Origin of the sequence: Micromonospora sp. NPDC048842, from assembly GCF_040649935.1 — a bacterium.
Lineage (GTDB): Bacteria > Actinomycetota > Actinomycetes > Mycobacteriales > Micromonosporaceae > Micromonospora > Micromonospora hortensis.
In genome coordinates this window covers 181530-201389 of sequence record NZ_JBEZGK010000009.1, presented here as the reverse complement: position 1 = coordinate 201389, position 19860 = coordinate 181530, and the positions used below count along the sequence as shown (strand labels likewise).

19 protein-coding genes, 1 tRNA gene and 1 pseudogene are annotated in these 19860 nt (G+C 71.5%); 10 read left to right on the top strand and 11 right to left on the bottom strand.

What is annotated here, in order from left to right; all coding sequences use genetic code 11:
- The first annotated feature begins 1 nt into the window (after position 1).
- Positions 2 to 823: an SURF1 family protein gene (locus tag AB0C19_RS15795; protein ID WP_357185305.1), complete on the top strand. Its 822-nt coding sequence runs from the start codon at positions 2 to 4 to the stop codon at positions 821 to 823.
- Positions 824 to 833: 10 nt separating this feature from the next.
- On the opposite strand, the gene AB0C19_RS15790 is transcribed toward AB0C19_RS15795, so the two are convergent.
- The 5 genes from AB0C19_RS15790 to AB0C19_RS15770 all read right to left on the bottom strand — a co-directional run bounded on the left by AB0C19_RS15790 (position 834) and on the right by AB0C19_RS15770 (position 6037).
- Complete coding sequence (locus AB0C19_RS15790) at positions 834 to 2426, bottom strand: ATP-dependent DNA ligase (RefSeq protein ID WP_357185118.1); 1593 nt, start codon at positions 2424 to 2426, stop codon at positions 834 to 836.
- Between the two features lie 92 nt (positions 2427 to 2518).
- Positions 2519 to 2725 (bottom strand): hypothetical protein, encoded by a 207-nt coding sequence (locus tag AB0C19_RS15785; RefSeq protein WP_030488220.1) that lies wholly within the window; start codon positions 2723 to 2725, stop codon positions 2519 to 2521.
- 77 nt (positions 2726 to 2802) lie between these two features.
- A complete protein-coding gene (locus tag AB0C19_RS15780) occupies positions 2803 to 4146 on the bottom strand; it encodes a dipeptidase (RefSeq protein ID WP_357185302.1) in 1344 nt (447 codons plus the stop codon).
- Between the two features lie 36 nt (positions 4147 to 4182).
- Positions 4183 to 5328 carry a M48 family metallopeptidase gene (locus tag AB0C19_RS15775; protein ID WP_357185113.1) on the bottom strand — a complete coding sequence of 382 codons (1146 nt, stop codon included), beginning with the start codon at positions 5326 to 5328 and terminating at the stop codon, positions 4183 to 4185.
- A gap of 67 nt (positions 5329 to 5395) precedes the next feature.
- Positions 5396 to 6037, bottom strand: a complete 642-nt coding sequence (locus AB0C19_RS15770; protein WP_357185299.1) for a hypothetical protein — start codon at positions 6035 to 6037, stop codon at positions 5396 to 5398.
- Positions 6038 to 6309: 272 nt separating this feature from the next.
- Here AB0C19_RS15770 and AB0C19_RS15765 point away from each other — a divergent pair, with 272 nt between their 5' ends.
- Entirely contained in the window at positions 6310 to 6711 is a 402-nt protein-coding gene (locus AB0C19_RS15765) for a rhodanese-like domain-containing protein (protein WP_357185296.1), read from the top strand.
- A 170-nt stretch (positions 6712 to 6881) separates the two neighbouring features.
- On the opposite strand, the gene AB0C19_RS15760 is transcribed toward AB0C19_RS15765, so the two are convergent.
- The 3 genes from AB0C19_RS15760 to ssb form a co-directional block, all read right to left on the bottom strand.
- Positions 6882 to 8420, bottom strand: coding sequence for a cobyric acid synthase (locus AB0C19_RS15760; protein WP_357185110.1), 1539 nt, complete (start codon positions 8418 to 8420; stop codon positions 6882 to 6884).
- A complete protein-coding gene (locus tag AB0C19_RS15755) occupies positions 8417 to 9472 on the bottom strand; it encodes a cobalamin biosynthesis protein (protein ID WP_357185293.1) in 1056 nt (351 codons plus the stop codon). The genes AB0C19_RS15760 and AB0C19_RS15755 overlap by 4 nt, the downstream gene beginning before the upstream one ends.
- Before the next feature lie 383 nt (positions 9473 to 9855).
- Positions 9856 to 10647 (bottom strand): single-stranded DNA-binding protein, encoded by a 792-nt coding sequence (gene ssb, locus AB0C19_RS15750; protein WP_357185290.1) that lies wholly within the window; start codon positions 10645 to 10647, stop codon positions 9856 to 9858.
- A gap of 304 nt (positions 10648 to 10951) precedes the next feature.
- Between ssb and AB0C19_RS15745 the strand changes: the two genes are divergently transcribed.
- Positions 10952 to 11371 carry an HPF/RaiA family ribosome-associated protein gene (locus AB0C19_RS15745; RefSeq protein WP_357185107.1) on the top strand — a complete coding sequence of 140 codons (420 nt, stop codon included), beginning with the start codon at positions 10952 to 10954 and terminating at the stop codon, positions 11369 to 11371.
- Positions 11372 to 11533: 162 nt separating this feature from the next.
- Positions 11534 to 12472 (top strand): annotated as a pseudogene (locus AB0C19_RS15740) (alpha/beta hydrolase); the annotation flags it as partial.
- Positions 12473 to 12661: 189 nt separating this feature from the next.
- Here AB0C19_RS15740 and AB0C19_RS15735 read toward each other — a convergent pair.
- Entirely contained in the window at positions 12662 to 13357 is a 696-nt protein-coding gene (locus AB0C19_RS15735; RefSeq protein ID WP_357185104.1) for a hypothetical protein, read from the bottom strand.
- 161 nt (positions 13358 to 13518) lie between these two features.
- On the opposite strand from AB0C19_RS15735, the gene AB0C19_RS15730 reads away from it, so the two are divergent.
- From AB0C19_RS15730 to AB0C19_RS15720, 3 genes are all read left to right on the top strand, one after another.
- Positions 13519 to 13591: transfer RNA gene (locus AB0C19_RS15730), tRNA-Arg, on the top strand.
- A gap of 1083 nt (positions 13592 to 14674) precedes the next feature.
- Entirely contained in the window at positions 14675 to 15406 is a 732-nt protein-coding gene (locus tag AB0C19_RS15725; RefSeq protein WP_357185101.1) for an LPXTG cell wall anchor domain-containing protein, read from the top strand.
- Positions 15407 to 15572: 166 nt separating this feature from the next.
- Positions 15573 to 15746, top strand: a complete 174-nt coding sequence (locus tag AB0C19_RS15720) for a hypothetical protein (protein WP_357185098.1) — start codon at positions 15573 to 15575, stop codon at positions 15744 to 15746.
- Here AB0C19_RS15720 and AB0C19_RS15715 read toward each other — a convergent pair.
- A complete protein-coding gene (locus tag AB0C19_RS15715) occupies positions 15731 to 16033 on the bottom strand; it encodes a MerR family transcriptional regulator (protein ID WP_238678144.1) in 303 nt (100 codons plus the stop codon). The genes AB0C19_RS15720 and AB0C19_RS15715 overlap by 16 nt on opposite strands.
- A gap of 693 nt (positions 16034 to 16726) precedes the next feature.
- On the opposite strand from AB0C19_RS15715, the gene AB0C19_RS15710 reads away from it, so the two are divergent.
- Both AB0C19_RS15710 and AB0C19_RS15705 read left to right on the top strand, forming a co-directional pair.
- A complete protein-coding gene (locus AB0C19_RS15710) occupies positions 16727 to 17224 on the top strand; it encodes a SigE family RNA polymerase sigma factor (protein WP_357185094.1) in 498 nt (165 codons plus the stop codon).
- The gene (locus AB0C19_RS15705; protein ID WP_357185091.1) at positions 17224 to 18267 is read left to right on the top strand and encodes a hypothetical protein; all 1044 of its coding nucleotides are present in this window, start codon (positions 17224 to 17226) and stop codon (positions 18265 to 18267) included. Before AB0C19_RS15710 ends, AB0C19_RS15705 begins: the two co-directional genes overlap by 1 nt.
- Before the next feature lie 25 nt (positions 18268 to 18292).
- Here AB0C19_RS15705 and AB0C19_RS15700 read toward each other — a convergent pair whose 3' ends face one another.
- The gene (locus AB0C19_RS15700; RefSeq protein ID WP_357185088.1) at positions 18293 to 19291 is read right to left on the bottom strand and encodes a hypothetical protein; all 999 of its coding nucleotides are present in this window, start codon (positions 19289 to 19291) and stop codon (positions 18293 to 18295) included.
- Positions 19292 to 19431: 140 nt separating this feature from the next.
- Between AB0C19_RS15700 and AB0C19_RS15695 the strand changes: the two genes are divergently transcribed.
- The gene (locus AB0C19_RS15695) at positions 19432 to 19827 is read left to right on the top strand and encodes a VOC family protein (protein WP_357185085.1); all 396 of its coding nucleotides are present in this window, start codon (positions 19432 to 19434) and stop codon (positions 19825 to 19827) included.
- Positions 19828 to 19860: the final 33 nt, after the last annotated feature.

The following is a 19860-nucleotide window of genomic DNA, read 5'->3' as shown; positions in this document are numbered from 1 at the left end:
CGTGTACCGGTTCCTGCTGAGCCCACGCTGGCTGGGCGCTCTCGCGCTGACCCTGGTCGCGGCCGCCGTCATGGTGTTCCTCGGCAACTGGCAGCTGGACCGCTACCGAGGGCGCACCGAGGTCAACGAGCGGATCGACGCGGGCCAGCGGATGGCTCCGGTGCCGCTCGCCAACGCGCTGCGCGCTCCCGCCGGCGGCGCGGGGACGGCCGGTCCGGCCCCCGCCGAGGACAAGGTCTGGACCCGGGTCACCGTCACCGGCCGGTACGACCCCACGAACACCGTGCTGGTCCGTGGCCGGACGGTGGACAGCCGGGTCGGTTTCGAGGTGCTCACGCCGCTGGTGCTCGCCGACGGCACGGCGCTGCTGGTGGACAGGGGCTGGATCCCGCCGGCGTCCGGTGGGGCGACCGCCCAGCCGTCGGTGCCGGCCGCGCCGACCGGCGACGTGACGGTGGTCGGCCGGGTGCACGAGACCGAGAGCGGCGCCGGCGCGGTGGCCCGACGCGACGGGCTGCTGGAGATCCGGCGGATCGGGGTGTCGCGGCTGGCCGGCGAGCTTCCCTACCCGGTCTACGGTGCGTATCTGCTGCTCGACGAGCAGACCCCGGCGGCCGATCCGGTGTTCAAGGCGGTGCCGGTCGGGCACGCCAACAACTGGCAGAACTTCGGCTACGTCGTGCAGTGGTGGCTGTTCGCGGTGATGGCCATCTTCGGCTATGGCTGGGTGGCCCGTCGGGAGGCCCGCCGGGCCGCCGGCATCGGCACCACCCCGGCCCCGCTGGACCGGGCCGCCGAACCGACACCAACCGCGTCCGCCTGACCTCGCCCGGTCAGCCGCTCACGCGGCCGGCGTGGATGGCGCGGACCGCGTCGATGGTGTCCGCCTCCGCGGCGGACTTGTCGTCGCGATAGCGCACCACCCGGGCGAACCGCAGCGCCATCCCACCGGGATAGCGCGAACTCGTCTGCACCCCGTCGAAGGCGATCTCCACCACCTGCTCGGGCCGGACCCGGACCACCCAGTCGCCGCGTTCCACGGCGAGGCCGAGGAACCGCTCGGTCTGCCACCGCAGCAGCTCGTCGGTGAGCCCCTTGAACGTCTTGCCGAGCATCACGAAGTCACCGGTGCGCGCGTCACGCGCACCCAGATGCAGGTTGGACAGCCAGCCCTTGCGTCGGCCGCTGCCCCACTCGACGGCGAGCACCACCAGGTCGAGGGTGTGCCGCGGTTTCACCTTGACCCAGGCGGCACCGCGCCGGCCGGCGTCGTAGGGGGCGTCCGGCGCCTTGACCACCACGCCCTCCTGCCCGGCGTCGAGCGCGGCGGCGAACGCGGCGGCGGCCTGCTCTGGGCCGTCGACCTCCATCCGACCGACCAGCAGCGACGAATCCACCGAACCGGCCAGGGCGGCCCACCGTTCCCGGCCGGGACTGTCGATCAGATCCTGGCCGTCGAGGTGCAGCAGGTCGAAGAAGTACGGGGTGAGCACCGTCGCGCCCGTGCTGGCGGCCGCCGCGAGCACTGCCGGAGCGACAGGTGTGCGCCCGGTGGTGCTGGGGGTGGTGCGTCGGGCGGCCCGGCTCGACGTCTGCTGGAACGGCAGTGGGCGGCCGGTCTCGTCCAGGCCGATCGCCTCGCCGTCGAGGACCAACTCCCGACCCGGCAGGGCACGGACCGCTGCGACCACCTCGGGCACCCGGGTGGTGATCTCGTCGAGGCTGCGGGTGAACACGGCGATGTCGGTGCCGGAGCGGTGCACCTGGATGCGGATGCCGTCGAGCTTCACGTCGACCACCGCCGGCGTGCCGGTCGCGGCGAGCGCCTCTGCGACCGAGGGGGCGCTCTGCGCGAGCATCGGTGCCAGTGGGCGGCCGACCTGTAGACCGAACCCGGCCAACTCGGCGGCCCCTCCGGCCAACGCGGCCACCGCCACCGCCCGGAGATCACCGGCGAGGAGCAGCGCCCGGCGGACCGTCGCCACCGGCACCTCGGCGGCCCGGGCCACAGCGTCCGCGAGGAGCCCGGCCTGTGCGCCCTGCCGCAGCTCGCCACTGAACAGGCCGGTGAGCAGCCGCTGCTCGTCGGCGGTCGCCGCCGCGTAGAGGGCACCGAGCAGCGCCCGACGCCGAGCCTGTGAGCCTGAGCCGTGCACCGCGGCGATCTGCGCGATGGCCGCGTCCACGGCGGCCACCGTCAACGTCGGCGCGGCGGCCGGTGGCGGCAGATCACGCAGGCTCGCGTAGCCGACCCCGGTCTGCCGTTGGCGCAGCTCACCGGCGAGATAGCCGGCGCCGGGCTCGACCTCGCCGGGCTCGAGCCGGCGCAGCGCGTCAGCGAGCAGCTCCACCTTGGCCCGTCGGCCGCTGGTGGCGCCGACGGCGACGGACGTGGCTGCCAGATCGAGGAACCGCACGCAGCTCATCCTGCCAGTCACCTCCGACACCGCCCGGGCATTGCCGTGCCCGGGCGGTGTCGGCAGGGTGCCGCCCACTCACGCGGACGACGGATCAGGGCCTAAGCGGAGATGGGTTCCTCGATGCGCAACCCTCGGGCGCGGACCTCGCCGGCGACCCGGGAGAGCACCGAGTCGAGGGCGACCAGTGCGGCGGAGAGCTCACCGAGCTGTTCGTTGAGCGTGTCCTCGGACCACGCGGAGACATCGACATCTCCCAGCGCGCTGACAGCGGCCCCCAACCGGGCCATCACCTCGTTCGTACTCATGTACGAAAGGCTATAACAGCTGACCATCCGACACGCCGTAAACTCCCAGATCAGGCCCAAAGTTGCCGTTCTGACACCTAACTGCTCACGGCCGCCACGTTGCGCAGAAGCAGTGCCTCGGCGAGGCAGACCCGGGCGAACTCACCCAGGTGCAGACTCTCGTTCGGGCCGTGCGCGCGGGCGTGCGGGTCCTCCACGCCGGTCACCAGGATCGCCGCCTTCGGGAACATCTCCTGGAAGGTGGCGATGAACGGAATCGAGCCGCCGACGCCGATGTCCACCGGGTCGGTGCCGTCCCAGGCGGTCCGGAAGGCCGAACGGGCGGCGTCGAACATCGGCCCGGACGCGTCGATCACGCACGGGTCGCCGTCGTGTTCGAAGGTGACAGTCACCTGCGCACCCCACGGCGCGTGCTGCTCCAGGTGCGCGCGCACCGCCGCGTACGCCCGCTTGGGGTCGTCGCCCGGAGCGAGGCGGATGCTGAGCTTCGCCTTCGCGGCCGGGACCAGGGCGTTCGGCGCCTCGCCGGTGGACGGCGCGTCGACACCGAGGATGGCCAGCGCCGGCTTGGTCCAGAGCCGGTCGGTGATCCGGCCGGTGCCGATGAACTGCACGCCGTCGGCGAGGCCCGCCTCGGTGCGGATCCGGTCCTCCGGGTAGTCCACGACCGCGCCCTCGCGGCCGACGAGTCCGTCCACTGCCACGTCACCGGCGTCGTCGTGCAGTGTCGCCAACAGCCGGACCAGCGCGGTGAGCGCGTCCGGCACGGCGCCGCCGAACATGCCGCTGTGCACCGCGTGGTCCAGCGTGCGCACCTCGACGAAGCAGTTGACGATGCCCCGCAGCGAGGTGGTCAACGCCGGTACGCCGATGTCCCAGTTGCCGGAGTCGGCGATAACGATGACGTCCGAGGTGATCTCGTCGCGGTGCTCGGCCAGCAGTTGCTCCAGCGAGTCGGAGCCGTACTCCTCCTCGCCCTCGATGAAGAGGACGACGCCGACCGGCAGCGCGTCACCGTACGCGCGCAGCGCCGCCACGTGCGCCATGACGCCGGCCTTGTCGTCGGCCGCGCCCCGGGCGTAGAGCCGGCCGTCCCGTTCCACCGGCTCGAAGGGGTCGGACTCCCACAGCGACCGGTCGCCGACTGGCTGGACGTCGTGGTGGGCGTAGAGCAGCACTGTGGGCGCGCCGGGCGGGGCGGCCCGACGGCCGATCACCGCCGGCTGGCCGCCGGATCGAACGACGTCGACGTCCAGGCCACAGCCGCGCAGCAGCTCGGCTACCGCCTCGGCGGAGCGTTCCACGTGCGAGTGGTCGAAGCCCTCGAAGGCGATGCCGGGGATGCGGACGAGGCGCTCCAGGTCGGCCCGGACGCCGGGCATCTCCCGCTCGACGGCGGCCCGCACCTCGGACTCGGACATGATCGGTGAGGTCATGACCGGAATCGTATGCCGGCCTTACCGGGGAGTGTCGGCGGAGCCCGTACCGTCACCGTTGTCCGCGGGGCCGGCGCCGGCCCGCGCGCCCGGGGCGGCCCGCCCGGCGCGATGTGCGCGGCCGGCCGCCTCGGTGGCGGCGTCCATCCAGGAACGGGCCCGACCGGCGGTGCCGCCCACCCACTCGCCGACGTCGCTCGCGCCGTCGCCGAGCCGGCGCAGCAACCCGACCAGCGGGTCGGTGGAACGGCTGAACTCCTCCCGGTACGACTCGGCAGCCGCCTTGATCTCCTCGGACACGCTTGTCGAGCTGTCGTCCTCGCGGCGCGGATAGTCCCCGGCCAGAACCTGCCCGTACGCCCCGGAGTCGATCCACTGGCGCAGCGACGCCGCCCGCGCCACCGGCACCGGGTGGGTACTCCACGCGGTCATCCGGATCTTGTGCAGGCTGTCGCGCAGGTCGCCACCACCGGAGTACTCGGCGGCCTGCTCGAGGAAGGCGGTGGTGTCGACCTGGGACAGGTCACCGCCGCCGGCGAGCTTCATCAGCAGCCGCAGCGCGGCGGCCGGGTCCTGCCCGGCGAGCAGGCCGGCCCGGTCGGCGGAGAGTTCCGCCTTGCGCCACCACTCCAGCATCGCCGCGATGATGGCGCGCAACGCGATCGCGCCGACCGGCAACCAGCTCAGGTTGGCCGCCCAGCGAGTGAGGATCATGAGCATGGTCTTGTAGACCGCGTGCCCGCTGCCCACGTGCCCCAACTCGTGGCCGAGCAGGCAGCGCAGCTCGTCCTCGTCGAGTTGCTGCACGCAGGCTGAGTTCAGCACGATGAACGGCCGCTCCAGCCCGACCGCCTCGGCGCCCAACCAGGGCGACTGGGTCACGTACAGCTCGGGCAGCTCGGCCACGTCGAGCGCCGCGGCGGCCTCGGTGTAGCGCTGCCACACCGCCGGGTACTGCCGGTGGTCGACCCGGATGCCGGAGGCCAGCACGGACAGCCGGAAACCCCGCTCGTTCCACATTCCGAAGAACGCCCGCACCACGTCGTCGAAACCGCGCAGCTCCCGCAGAGCGACCAGGGCACCCCGGTCGGCCGGATGCTCCCAGGCCCGCGAGCTGATGCCGGTGAGGGTGATCCGACGCCGCGCTGGCGCGTCCGCTGCAGTCATTGTGGCTCCCCGTTCGCCGTAGCTCTCCGCATCGTGCCGCAGTCGGTGGCCGACGTCCATGCCCCGCTCAGCGGAGTCGCACGTAGTACCGGTCCGCGTCGTGCGGCAGCGTCGGCGCGCCGTCCACCAACAGGTCGGCGTGGGTGGCGGTCTGGTCGACGGCGAAGTGCGCCCGCTCTCCGTCGTGCCAGCGGCGCAGCTCGGGCAGGATCTCCGGCCCGTCCCGGGCGACAGCGCGAGCCAGCCGCAACGACGCGGGCGCGGTGACGAACACGGCCAGCGTCAGCTCCGGCCGGACGGCCGCCCGGGCAGCGCTGACTCCCTCGACCACCAGCACCGAAGCCACCGGAACCGGAACCGGCCGGGGCAGGAAGCACTGCCGGACCCAGCTGTACCGCCGGTAGGCGCCCGGCTTCCCGTCACGCAGCGGGGCGAGCACCCAGTCGTCGAGCCGGGGCCAGAAGGTGACCTGGTCGTCCCACCCGTCGAGCAGGTCGTCGGTGTGCACCACCGGCGGTCGGTCGCCGAGCGGCCCGGCCAGGGCATCCGCGAGCCGCGCGGCGAACCGGCTCTTACCCGCGCCGCTCGGCCCGTCGACAGCGACCAGCCGGGTCCGCCCCAACCGCGCCGGGCCCGCAAGCACCCGACGAGCCAATTCGGCGTACGCCTGGACGAGTGCCACTGTCGGCCCGCCGGTTCCCGGGTTCAGCGCAGCCTCCCGTGGTGCATGACCGAAGTATGCCGCCACCGCTGGTGGGCAGTGTGATCGACTCGGTTCATCGACGTCGCGGTATCCCTGTCGGCCCGTGTCGATCGTGCCGGTTGCGGGGTCGGCGTGGGCCACTCTGACACGTCCGGCTGACCGCCCTGGCCGGCCACCGTCACGTCCGGGGGATTTGGTGCGGCGACGGGTGACGGGCGGCCCGTTCGCCGCCCGGGGTGCCACCGAATCGGCATGATCGGGTGGTGCTCCGAGACGTGATGAGCCCCGGTATAGACGCCCTACTCGAACAGGCCCGCGCCGGGCTGCACCGACTGACTCCGCAGCAGACCGTCGAGGCGGTCCGCGGCGGCGCGTTGCTGATCGACACCCGGACCGAACTACAGCGCCGCGAACAGGGCGACCTGCCTGGCGCTGTCGTCATCGACCGGACCGTACTGGAGTGGCGCCTCGATCCGGCCAGCGCCTGGCGGATCCCGGAGGCCACCGGGTACGACCGGGAGATCATCCTGGTGTGCCGACAGGGTTACAGCTCCAGCCTGGCAGCCGCCAGCCTGCAGACCCTCGGCCTGCGCCGGGCCACCGACATGATCGGCGGCGTGGACGCCTGGCTCGCCGCCGGCCTGCCCACCAGCGACCGTCCGGCCGACATCCGCCCCTGAACTCCCCCGAGCCTGCCCTTCGCGCCCATTTCGGGCGGGACGGTCGTCGCGAGATCGTGCTCGATCCAGGAAACAGGCCCCTCCTCGCGTGGACGAGGCCCCCACAACAACGATCGAGCACGACCACGCACGCTGACCTTCCCCAGTGGACGGTGGGCCGGCCAAGAGAGTCAGGATGGGGCGCCGGGTGGGATGAAGGGCAGGTCGACGGGTGGGCCGGCTTCGATGAGACGCCAGAGGGCATCGGTGTCCAGGTGTTCCTCGACCAGGTCGCCGAGCAGGTCGAGTGAACGCTCCCGGGCGGCGGCGAAGCTGGTGGCCGGCGCGACCCGGAACCCGCTGCGGCCGGCCAGGCGAGCCGCCTCGGTGAGGAACCACCGGCGGAACTCGTCGGACTCGAACGCCCCGTGCCAGTGCGTGCCGTGCACCACGCCGAACACTGCGCCCTCTCCGACACCGTCGTCGCCGGTCAGCAGCGGGGTCAGGCTCGGGTCGGCCTGTGAGACGTACCCGTGGTGGATCTCGTAGCCCCGCACCGGGACGCCACCGTGGCCGCTGCCCACCGACTGCCGGACGGTCTTGCGCGGGTCGAAGGTGATGTCGATGGGCAGCAGACCGAGCCCCGGCACGCTGCCCTGCCGGCTCTCCACCGAGTCGTGGATGGCGCGGCCGAGCATCTGGAAGCCGCCGCAGAGGCCGAGCAGGGGCTTGCCGGCCGCCACATGGGTGGCCACCGCGTCGGCGAGACCGGTTTCGCGCAGCCACCCGAGGTCGGCGACGGTGGACTTCGAGCCGGGTAGGACGACCAGATCGGCGGCGGCCAGTTCGGCCGGTTCGATGGTGAGGCGTACCCGGACGCCCGGCTCGGTGGCGAGAGCCTCCACGTCGGTGGCGTTGCTGATCCGGGGTAGGCGGACGACGGCCACGTCCAGCCATTCGCTGCCGTGCGGAGCTGCGGGTCGGCCGAGCACCCGGCCGTAGGCGAGTGAGTCCTCAGCGTCGAGCCACAGGTCCAGTGCCCAGGGCAGCACCCCGTACGTGGGACGACCGGTGACCTGACGCAGCATGGCCAGACCCGGCTGGAGCAGCCCGAGGTCGCCCCGGAACTTGTTGATGACGAATCCGGCGATCAGCGCCTGGTCGGCCGGGTCGAGCAGGGCCACGGTGCCGAACATCGAGGCGAAGACGCCGCCCCGGTCGATGTCGCCGACGACGATGGTGGGCAGGTTGGCGTGCCGGGCCAGCCCCATGTTGACGTAGTCACCGGCCCGCAGGTTGATCTCCGCAGGGCTGCCGGCACCCTCGCAGATCACCACGTCGTACGTCTCGCGCAGCTCGGCCAGTGCGCCGTACGCGGTCTCGGCGAGCCGGGGACGCAGCTGCCGGAAGGTGCCCGCGGTGATCGTGTCGACCGCCTCGCCCAGCAGCACCACCTGACTGGCCAGGTCGCTGCCCGGCTTGAGCAGCACCGGGTTGAACCGCAGGTCGGGTGCGAGCCCGCACGCCGCCGCCTGCATGGCCTGGGCGCGCCCGATCTCGCCGCCGCGCCCGTCCGGCCCGACGACCACCGCCGAGTTGTTCGACATGTTCTGCGCCTTGTACGGCGCCACCTTCACGCCCTGCCGGTGCAGCCAACGACAGATGCCGGCGGTGAGCACGCTCTTGCCGGCGTCGGACGTCGTGCCGGCCACCAGGAGCCCGCCGCTCACCGCCCACTCCCCCGCACTCCGACGCCCCCGGCCACGCCAGCCGGCCCGCGCCCTCCGGCCGCAGCAACCGGCCCCCGCCGACCCAGCGCGCCGATCAGTGCACGCCTGCTCACCGCGCCAACCAGCCGGCCGAGCGTCACCGGGTACGCGGCGGCCAACCCGACGGCGGTCAGCCCCACCGCGCCGGAGATCCGGGCGGCCCGCTTCAGGTGCCGCGCCTCCGGACGGGGACCGTCGCCGAGGAACGGCCGCACCTCGGAGCGCCCGAAGTAGACGTTGCGACCACCGAGGCGGACCCCGAGCGCACCGGCCATCGCCGCCTCGCACTGACCGGCGTTGGGGCTCGGGTGGTCGTTGCGGTCCCGCCGCCACACCTGCCAGGCGCGCTGCCGGTCCCCGTGCGCGACCGGCGCGACGGCGATGGTGAGCAGCCCGGTCAGCCGGGACGGCACGAGGTTGAGCGCGTCGTCCAGCCGAGCGGCCGGCGTGCCGAACCGCGCGTAGCGCGTCGACCGGTGCCCGACCATCGCATCGAGGGTGTTCGCCGCGCGGTAGCCCAGCAACCCGGGCAGACCAGCGACCGCGCCCCAGAGCAGCGGAGCGACCACCGCGTCGGAGGTGTTCTCCGCGACCGACTCGACTGTCGCACGGGCCAGCTCCGACTCGCCCAGCGTCGACGGGTCCCGCCCGCAGAGGTGACCGAGGCGTCGCCGGGCAGCGGGCAGGTCGCCGTTACGCAGCGTACGACCCATGACTGTTGCCTCATGCCGTAGCGTGCGGCCGCCCAGCACTGTCCACGTGCCGGCCGCCACCAGCACCGCCCGGGTCACCGGCCGGTGTCGGGTTGCCGCCGCGGCGACCGCCCCGAGCAACACCGGCCCGCCGACTGCCAGCGCGGTGAACGCCGCACCCGCCGTACGGTCCGGGCGGTAGAGGCGGCGCTCCAGCGCGCCCGCGGCCTGCCCGAAGCCGGCCACCGGGTGCCACCGGCGGGGGTCGCCGAGCGCCCTGTCCAGCGCGTACCCGGCCAGCAGCCCCACCGCGTTCGCCATCGGCGCTGTCCGTCGCACCCGCACCACCTCCGGCCGGCCAGCCTAGACGAGCAATCCGTGAACCAGCCCAACCCACGGTCCCGCACCGGCAACGAGAACCTGTGGAGTGAACAGGCAGACCAACCTGCCGACGCCGGTCACGCGGGGTGACGACGCTGGTCGCGCCGCCACCCCGCCCCCGTCGTGCCGCACCGGCCGTGTCGGGTGCTGCCGTCTCGCCGCGGCACGCGGCACCCGGCACCCGGCACCCGGCACCCGGCACCCGGCACCCGGCACCCGGCACCCGGCACCCGGCACCCGGCACCCGGCACCCGGCACCCGGCACCGAGATGGTGCTTGGCCAGCTCGACCGCCGCCCAATCCGCGACGGCCGAGCCGATCGGTCAGGCTGGCTGCGGGATCCGGCCCCGACCACGCCGTCCTCGGCCGGGCTGCGCCGGCTCCGGCTGCCCCTCGTCGGGCACCGGCCCCAACTCGATGTCCAGGTCGTCGTCGGCGTTGTTGTCGTCGTGCGCCTCGGGCGGAGGGGCCAACTCGTCGTCGAGGGCCGGCGGACCGTCGGCCTGCCCGCCGCTCGCGGCCGCTCCGCCGTCACCGAAGACCCCGCCGCTCGGGGAGCTGTCGTCGTCCGCCGGGCCATTGCCGAACGGGCTGGTCCGCAGCTCCGCGTAGTCGGGCAGCTCGAAGTCGTCGTCCAGCGGACGGTCGTCGGGCAGCACGGGCGCCTGCCCGGCCGGCACCGGCTCGGTGGGCTCGCCGTGCACCCGACTCTCGGCCTCCGCGTCCTCCACGGTGCTGGTCGCCATGCTCGGCCGGTTACGCAGGAAGCGGGCGCGACCCCGGGACAGGTCATGGCCGACGGCGACCGCCTCCAGCTCGTAGACAGTGCGGTGGTTGCCGGCGTCGTCGGTCCAGTCGCGGGTGTAGAGCCGCCCGCAGACCACCACCGGATCACCGACCATGACGGAGGCCGCCACCCCCTCGGCGAGCTTGCGCCAGCAGTTGACGCGGACGCGGAGCGAATTGCCGTCAACCCACCGGCCGCTGTCCCGATCGAGTCGGCGGGCGGTGGAGGCGACCTTGAAGTTGGCCACCAGAGTGTTGCTCTGGGTCGTACGACGCCACTCGGGCGTGGTCAGCACATTGCCGACGATTGTCACGTAAGTGTCGAACATCATCCCTCCAGGGGGATCGGGGCCTGCCAGCGCGAGTCGACTCGACACCGAGCATCGACACTGGAAGCACCCATCGCGAGGGCTCATCCCCGGCCTGTGGATGACGAACCCACCTGTGGACAACGCCCTGATCACGCCCGAACGTGGTAGGCCCGACCCGCCCGACCCGCCGTCCACGGTTTCCCAGGCCACCCGAACTGGGTAAGGACTTGATCAACGCACCACCGACAGCTCCACGTCGACGAGAGGTCAGCGCCATGACGATCACCACCATCGACTCCGCGAACGCTTCCGAGGCGCAGCGATGAGCGCCGTGGCGAACCCGGCCACCGTGGCTGAGTGCCTGCGGGTGGGCGCCGGGTTCTCGCAGGGCGACCGCAACTGGATCGCCGAGCAGTTCGCCACCCTCGACGCCCGGCTCGCCAGCTTCCACGCTGACGCCACCGAGCTGGAGGTGTCGGTGAAGGACCGGGAAGCGCGTGGCCAGAAGGTCACCCTGGAGTGCTGGATCGCCGGCCGGCAGAAGATCGTCACCACCTCCGCCGAGGAGGACCTGCACGCCGCCCTCAATGACGTCCGTGACGATCTGCGCCGTCGACTCAACGACGCCAAGACCCGCCAGGAGCCGCGGCACAACAAGCACCTGCGCGACCTCCCCCAGCCGCAGTTGGAGGCCGACGAGTCGGAGAACCCGACCCTCCGCGCCGACGCGGAAACTGCCTGACCCACGCCGCACCCCGCGATCTTGCACTTTCGGCTCCCGAACAGCGGCTATTGCCCCTTACGTCGGGACAGAAAGTGCAAGATCGCGGGATGAGTGGAGGCGAGCGGGGTGTGGGCGGGGACGGGCTACCGCTCGGTAGGTTGGCGGCGTAGCGTCGCGTTCGTGGAACCGGACGTGTTGGGGCCGCCGTACGAGCGGCAGACGATCGACCTGGGCACCGACGACGAAGGCCCCGTTGTCGCGACACTGGTCCGACGACGGGCCGAGCGCCCCACCGGACGGGCCGTGCTCTACGTGCACGGCTTCGTCGACTACTTCTTCCAGACGCACCTGGCTGACTTCTTCGCCGAGCGAGGCTGGGATTTCTACGCGCTCGACCTGCGCAAATACGGCCGCAGTCTGCTCCCGGCCCAGACCCCCAACTTCTGCCGCGACATCAGCGACTACTTCCCCGAGCTGGACGCCGCCGCCGAGATCATCCGCGCCGACGACGGGCACGACACCCTGCTGGCGATGGGCCACTCCACCGGCGGCCTGATCATCTCGCTCTGGGCGGATGCCCGCCGCGACACCGGCACCATCGACGGCCTGGTGCTCAACAGCCCCTTCTTCGATCTGAACGCCCCCTGGGCGGTCCGTCGCCCCCTCGCGGCCGCCGCGTCCCGGCTGGGCCGCAGGGCGCCGCACCGCATCCTCCCGTTCGGGCTGGGCACCGTGTACGGCGAGAGCATCCACTCCGACCACCGCGGCGAGTGGACCTACGACCTGGCGTGGAAGCCGCTGGCCGGGTTCCCGGTCCGGGCCGGCTGGCTGAACGCGATCCGCACCGGGCAACGTCGGCTCCGGGCCGGGCTGGACATCCAGGTGCCGGTGCTGCTGGCCTGCTCGACCCGGTCCTTCCGGGGCACCAAGTGGCACGACAACGCGACACTGGCCGACGCCGTGCTGGACGTCGAGCACATGGTCCGCTACGCGCCCCGCCTCGGTCGCCACGTCACACTGGCCCGTTTCGACGGAGGGCTGCACGATCTCACGCTCTCCGGCCCCGTCGTACGGAAGAAGGTGTTCGACGAGGTGGGCCGCTGGGCCGAGGCGTTCCTCGCCGCCGGCCCCACCGCCCCGGCCGACGCGGCGCCGGCCGATGCTGCCCCAGCCGACGGCGCATCTACCGCCGCCGACACAGCGCCGGCCAACGCGCAGACGGTCGGCGCGCAGACGGTCGGCGCGCAGACGGTCGACCCGGCGGGGGCGGCGACGCCCAGCGGCTGACAGGCCGGCCGGCGCGAAAGGTCAAATGTCGCCCGGTGTCGCCGGGAGGACGGCACGGATTCGGTCGAAGGTCGCCACCGGGTGCGCGCCGACGCCGGGCAGGACCAGGCCCAGGCAGTACGGGGAAACCTCACCGGTGGGTTCAGCCTGCACGATGAAGACCGGCGCGCCGACGTACCCCGGCGGCAGCTCGGTGGTGATCAGCACGGCGTCCCCGTCGCGGACCACCCGCTCGATCGCGACCTCCAGCGGTCGCGACCCGTCTTCGCGTACCCCATGGGCCAGCACGAAAGCGGAATTGGCGTCGGCGCCGAGGCGGGCGACGACCTCGGGCCCGGCGGCGATCCCCGCCGGCACCGGCTGGACGCGCCACCGCCAGCCGCCGTCGCCGGCGTACCGGTGCAGGCCAGCGGTCGGCAACACCGCGACCCCGTCGCCCGCGAAGCGTGCCCACCCGGGCACGATCGCGGCCTCGGAAATGACGGCCGGGGCCACCCCGGCCGGCTCGGTGACGCTCGCCCGCAGGCTCAACTCACCACCCGAACCGCCCACCAGGTCCGACGCCGTCAGCAGCGACTCCCCCACCGGGTCGTCGCCGCCCTGGAAGAAGAAAGCGGTACCGAAGTCGCCCGAGGACCGGTACGGAAGGATGGCGCGACCGACGACCTGGCACAGCTCGTAGGCGACGTCGCTCTCGGCGTCGGAATCCAGCAACACCAGCCAAAGGTACGGTCCGTGGCCAGGCCGCTTCGCGGTAACCCGGATGCCCGCTACGAGGCGGACGTGAGACTCTGCTCGGCAACGTGGACGCGGGCACCCCTTTTCACCGTCGGGCAGTGGGACGGCGGTACCCTCTGGGCGCGACATCCACGCCACACGCGCCCGTAGCTCAGCGGATAGAGCAGGGGACTTCTAATCCCAAGGCCGCAGGTTCGAATCCTGCCGGGCGCACCCCACCACCGCAGGTCAGCGGCTTGCCGTGCCCGGTCCGGTCGGTCACCCCGACCCCCGTACAGCCATTCGTAGAGCCACGTCAGCCGAAGAAGTCCCTTCGCGACCTCGTCCACGGCGGCCCGTTCGATCTCCGGCAGCCGCAGCCAGTCGAGTCCGGCGTTGCCGCACCACCGCTGTTGCAACCTCTGCCGGTCAGCCGCGCTCAGGCAAGTAGCGCCCGAAGCTGCCCTATTGCGTCAAGCACCTCAGTGCGGTGCCTGCCATCCTTGATCCACGCCGGCAAGCGCTCAACCAGGGTCTGGCTTCCCATGTACTGGCCGCGTTCCCGCAACCGAGCGGACACGTACGTCTCCAGCAGGTTCAGGTGCTCTGCGTTGTACGCCCAGAGCACACGCCCACGGCACTCTGTCGACAACCAGAGTGGCAGGCCGAAGTAGGGGTCATTCGGACCCGAGAGTTCAGGGAAGGCGCGCGCGTTGTTGGCGAGGCGAGGGGCATCCCAGAGGTCCGTATACGCGCACCCGAGACAACTCAGCCGACGACGCAGCCAAACATCATGCCGAGTACCGTCGGCGAGCTCCTCGGGACAAGGGAGGACCGAGGCACGTTCTGCACAGCGTGGGCAGCGGACGAAGACCTCGCCAGCAGCCAAGCCGCCCAGCCAATGCCTCGGATCGCGGAAGCGCCCGATGTTCCCATTCTCGGCCGCCGCCATAGATCAACTGTACAGCCATCGGTACAGCCAAGAACGCCGCCACAGGCCGACACCAACGGGCGGCGACGGACAGGCTGACCAGGGACGCACCCGCGCCACCAGCCATCCGTGATCTTCGTCCAATCCCAAGGCCGCAGGTTCGAATCCTGCTGGGCACAGCGTCACTCTCAGACCATCTCAGTCTGCTCAGAGCTCCTGTCGAAGCAAACTGAGTGGAGGGCCCTTCGTCCCTTGTGGATGTATTTGGGTGAGTGTTTCGCCGCGGCCTTGCCATTGCGCAATCGTGGGCGTGTATCCATCCTTGCTTCTCCGTCCACTGACGGTAGTATCTCCGTGTTTTTGCTTGCAACGGGGAGGAAGACCACATGCGATGGAAGTTCCCGGCCGGCGCCCTATTGGCGTTGGCCTTTTTGATTCCGGCGGCACCGGCGGTGGCTCACGTTGAATCGCCCGGCCTGAACGAGGCCTGCCAAACGGTCGAGCGCAAGGCGTACAAGGACATCCGCAAGCTGGTCACCATCGACCTGGATACCGCCACCGATCAGGAGGTACGGGTGTTGGCCGCCCGGATCCTGTCCGCGGCCAACGCCGACTCGTTGCCCGTTCTGCCCGGCGCCATTCAGGATGCGCTGAAGGGCACCGAGGATGAGCTCCGCGCATTCCTCAAGACGGGCGTGTATAACGCCTGGTCGGTGGCTCTGCGGATCAGTGTGGTTCGAACGTTGACGGACGCTGGCACCAACGTGGAGGCCGCCGCGCAGAAGGTGCTCGGCGAGGCGAGCATCGATGCCTACCTGGCTTACCTGAACGACGGCCTCTACACCGCCCGCGAGCTTGACTGCGCGTCTCAGCCCACACCGACGCCGACGGCTCAGCCCACACCAAGCGCTACGCCCAGCGCCACGACGACCGCCGTACCGACTCCTACTGTCTCCGCCAGCCCGGGTGCACCCGGCGGCCAGGATGGCGAGGGCGGTGGGCTGCCCGTGACCGGTGCTGACACCGCGACAGTGGCCGGCATTGGCGGTGTGCTCCTTGTCCTCGGCGGCGCGGGCTACCTGATCGGCCGCCGACGCCGTTCGCGCTTCGTGGCATAGCTCACCTGACGCGCCCGGCTCGATGCGTCGTCGAGCCGGGCACGTCAACGCCGTGCGTGGCCGTCGCGGATGCGGCGGGGCAGTCGTGCTGGGCGAACGCGCGCTTGCGGGAGTTCATGGGACGTGCCCGCGTAGCGAGAAGCCACTGCGCTGATGGCGTCGGGCCGTGTCGATGTTCGGCACTCCTCAGGTGATCCTCTTCAGCGAGGACGTCTCCCGCGCCGCCGAGTTCTACGCTGGCCTCGGCTTCACCGAGTCCTTCCGGGTGCGGGACCGCGTGGCGCTCGGCTTCACGTTGGGTGCAGGCCCGCACGGACGGTGTGCTCAGCCCTGCTGGTGACGCTCATTGCGCCGAAGGGCCTCTTCGAGTTGGTCCTCAAGAATGATGATCCGGCAGGCCGAGGCCATGTCGGTGCCCTGGTCGCACATCTCCCGAGCCCTCGCGGCAAGGCGCAGTTGGTAGCGGGAGTAGCGGCGGTGCCCTCCACTGGAGCGCTGCGGGTCGATCAGTTTCGCCTCGCCGAGCCGGCGCAGAAAGTCCTGCGAGCAGCCGAGGATCTCGGCGGCACGGCCCATCGTGTAGGCGGGGTAGTCCTCGTCGTCGAGCATGTCGTCGGGTTGAGCCATGGAACCTCCATCACGAGGGCCCCGGTGCTCGGAAGCACCGGGGCCCAAGGGTTGTGGGTCAGGAACACCATCTACCGACAGAACGTCGGCTTGTCTTGTCCGCACCAGCCGTCAGGGACGGCTTCGGGTGCGAGGATCGCATAAGCGTGACCGGAGACCACCTCTCGTTCGAGGGAAACTGCGGTGTCCGCGCCCAGCCCACGATTGCGACTGGCAGCGGGCGATCCAACGGTGTAATGCCCTCCCTTGCCTCTGATTTCCTCTGTCGTACTCCGTGCTGTCCGTCGGTGTCCGAGCCCCACGCGACTTCATGGCCCCAACACGTACGACGAACTCTCCTCACCTCGGGTGAAGCCCTGAACAAGCGTTGGCCCCACCCGCTGTCACACGCGTACTGCCTAACTGCGGCACATGTCTGCCGCCGAACCGAGCAGGACTTGCAAGATCCCTGCCCCACTCCTTCGCCCTCGTGCGGGGCGGCAACGTCAGCGTCTTTGTTTGCTCTGCTCTCGACCACAGGAACGTTAGTTGGCCACGGCGCGAATGTCTAGCGCTTCGCACATAGATTTTCTCCGACCGCGCCGCAGCGGGGCACCTACGTCAGCGACAGGTAGGCGCGTCACGACGGCCCTGCTTCGCAGAAAGTGCCCGGCAGGTGTCTACGGGTTGGCCGGCCTACGGCGTTAATAGGGCGTGACGTTCGAGGAGTACGCGTTCGCTCGCACTTCGGCGCTGGTGCGGCTCGCCCGGCTGCTGACCGGTGACGAGCACCGAGCCGAGGATCTGGTTCAGGATGTCCTCGCGCGGGCGTACGCCCGGTGGGGTCGCATCTCACGGACGGACCGTCCTGACGCCTACGTCCGGCGCATGCTCGTCAACACCCACAACTCGTGGTGGCGTCGGCGCAGCAGCCGGGAGATCTCCGTTGCCGCGGTGCTCGATCGGGCGGGCGACGTGGACGAGGCCGCCGGGGTCGCCGAGCGCGACGCACTGTGGCGGTTGGTCTGTGATCTGCCGGCACGTCAGCGCACGGTGATCGTCCTGCGCTACTACGAGGATCTGGACGACACGGCGATCGCCGAGATCCTCGCCTGTTCGACAGGGACGGTACGCACACACGCGAGGCGGGCCCTGGCGGCGCTGCGTCAGCGTCAGGTTGCAGCAACCCACGCATGGGCAGGAGAGCTCTGATGTTCAGTGACCTCGACGAGCAGCTCGCCACCACGCTCAAGCATCGGGCGGGCGGCGACATCGATCCGACGACGATCGTGCAGCAGGCCCGGCATCGCGGGCGGCGGTTGCGCCTGCGGCGACGGGGACTGATCGCCGGCGGCGTGGCAGCGGCGTGTGCCGCTCTCACCTCGGTGGTCCTGGTGATCCCGGGCGTTCGGGGCACCGATGACCCGATCATGCCGACCGCGGCGCTGATGCTGCCGGACGCACAGAGCGATGGGACCGTACGCCCCGAGGAGGTCGGTGCCGATCCCGCGACTGTGCACTTCTCGACCGAGACGCTGGTGAGCGATGCCAGTTCCGCGTCGTGGCGCACCGGGCGCGGCATCGAGAGCGTCGAGTTTCGCGGCCCGACCGGTCAGGCTCGTTTCGTGTTGGCGCGTACCGAAGATTTGCTGGACGGGCTCCAGCAGACGTTGTCCTCGCAGGGGCAACCGCAGGGACGGACCGAGGTGCGGGTCGGCGACCGCCCCGGGGTCGCCTGGTTCGATCCGTCCGGCGACCGGAAGCTGTGGTTCGTCCGCTGGCAACCCGCCGACGGGCTCTGGGCCCAGTTGGAGATCTACGCGACCACCCGGGACGAGGCGGCCGGTACGGCGAGCCGGGTCCGGTTCGATGGCGCCCACCGCTGTGTCGTGCCGTTCCGCCTGGAGTCGCTGCCGCCCGACGGACGGCTGCTGGAGTGCTCGGTCACGCTCGGCCGGTCGGCGCGGGACTCCTTCGTCGAGGGCTCTCTGGTGGTCGGTGACGCATCCGGTCGTTGGCTGACCGTTCGGGCGCAACTCGCCCCGGCCGGCGACGACGCCCGCCGCGGAGACCTTGTCGCGGGCCCCTACCGGGTCCGCCGACAAGGCAGGGACGTGCTGGAGATGGTGGTCAGGCCCTGCCACGTCGAGGCGTTCCGCAAGGGTCGGGGGAACGGCTACACCGAGGCGGAGGGCTTGGCGATCCTCGGCGGGTACCAGCCGGCCCGCGATCTCGACCGCCCGGACACCTGGTGACGCCGGGTGTCGCGGATCGGCCGGCTCAGACGGGCCCCAGCAGGGCAATCAGCGCGTCGTCGCCCTGGCCGAGCTGCGCAGCGCCGGTCGCTGGCGCGACCAGGGACCGGCGGCAGCCGTCGAGTTCCACGTACCGGTCGGGGCCCGCACCTTCGAGCGGGCGTAGCACCGCGAAGCGGGTCGCTGGGGTGGCACAGTCGACCACTGCCCGGCGGTTGGACAGCGCCCGGAACACGCCCGCCTGGCGCTCGGTCGGCAGCGGACCGCCGTACACGAAATCGCCGGCCGGTTTCTCGCCCTCCTGGAGCGACGCGGGCACCTGGTAGACGCAGAGGCGCAGCGGCCCGGCGGCCGGCGGTAGCCCCGGCCCGGGCGGTCCTGGGCTACCGTTTCGGGTCTGCACCCACACCATGTCCGTCCACTGCTGCGCGCATCCGGCGGCCTCGGCCGCCGCGGATTCGATCTGCCGGATGGTACGGGTGTCCACCGTGGTCCATTGCGGCCCGGCCAACGCGGCGATCACGTCGGGGTGAGGCTTGCCGCAGGAGTCCGTCGGGATGTGCGGCCGCAGCCAGCGCCCACGATCGTCCACCAGGGCCAACCACGGCGGGATGACCATTTCGAGGGTGCAGGCGACCTCCCCGCCGGTCTGCTCGCTGGGCAGGCGTAGCGCGGTGAGCAACGGTGTGATCTGCTCGGCGCGCCGCTCGGTGGCGATCTGCTCCTGGCCGCCGTCGGGGCCCGGCCGAATCTCCCGCCCGCAGATCACGGCCGCGACCGCTGTGAACGCGCTGTCGATGCGACCGATCGTCGGCTCTTTCACTGCCGACGGAGGCGTCTCCGTGGTCGGCACCGTGATCACCTCGCCGGCCCGGGGTGCCGCCTTGGCACAGGAGGTCCACCCGTCGACGACCTCGGCCGGACCGGGCTCCCTCGGATCGCCCGGCCCGATCACCGTGCCACCGCAGCCACCCAGCGCCATGCCGAGCAGTGCCACCGCCAGTACCGTCCGGGACGAGCGCATCCGGCTCACCACCCTTCCACCCGGGGATGAGACGGACGACGGGCGCGTCCGGTTCCGGCCGGCCGGCCCGCGGCGTGACGAGGGTGACCGGCACGGACGTCGCCGGCCGGGCCCGGGGCGCTCGCCGGCAGAATGACCGAATGGCACATCTGGGACTTGTCACGCTGCTGGTCACTGAGTACGACGAGGCGATCGACTTCTACGTCGGCGACCTCGGTTTCGAGCTGGTGGAGGACACCGCCCGACCCGACGGTTCACGCTGGGTGGTGGTCCGCCCAGCGGGGGCCCGGGAGACGGCAGTGCTCCTTGCCCGGCCGAGCAGCGCCGAGCAGCAGGCTCGGATCGGCGACCAGACCGGCGGCCGGGTCGGGCTGTTCCTCTACACGGAGGATTTCGCCCGGGACCACGCCCGGATGGTGGCGGCCGGGGTGCGTTTTCTGGAGGAACCGCGCCACGAGGCGTACGGTTCGGTAGCGGTGTTCGTCGATATCTACGGCAACCGCTGGGACCTCCTTCAGCCCCGCAGCACAGAGTGACACATTAGCGACACTCCGCACACAAGGGATCAC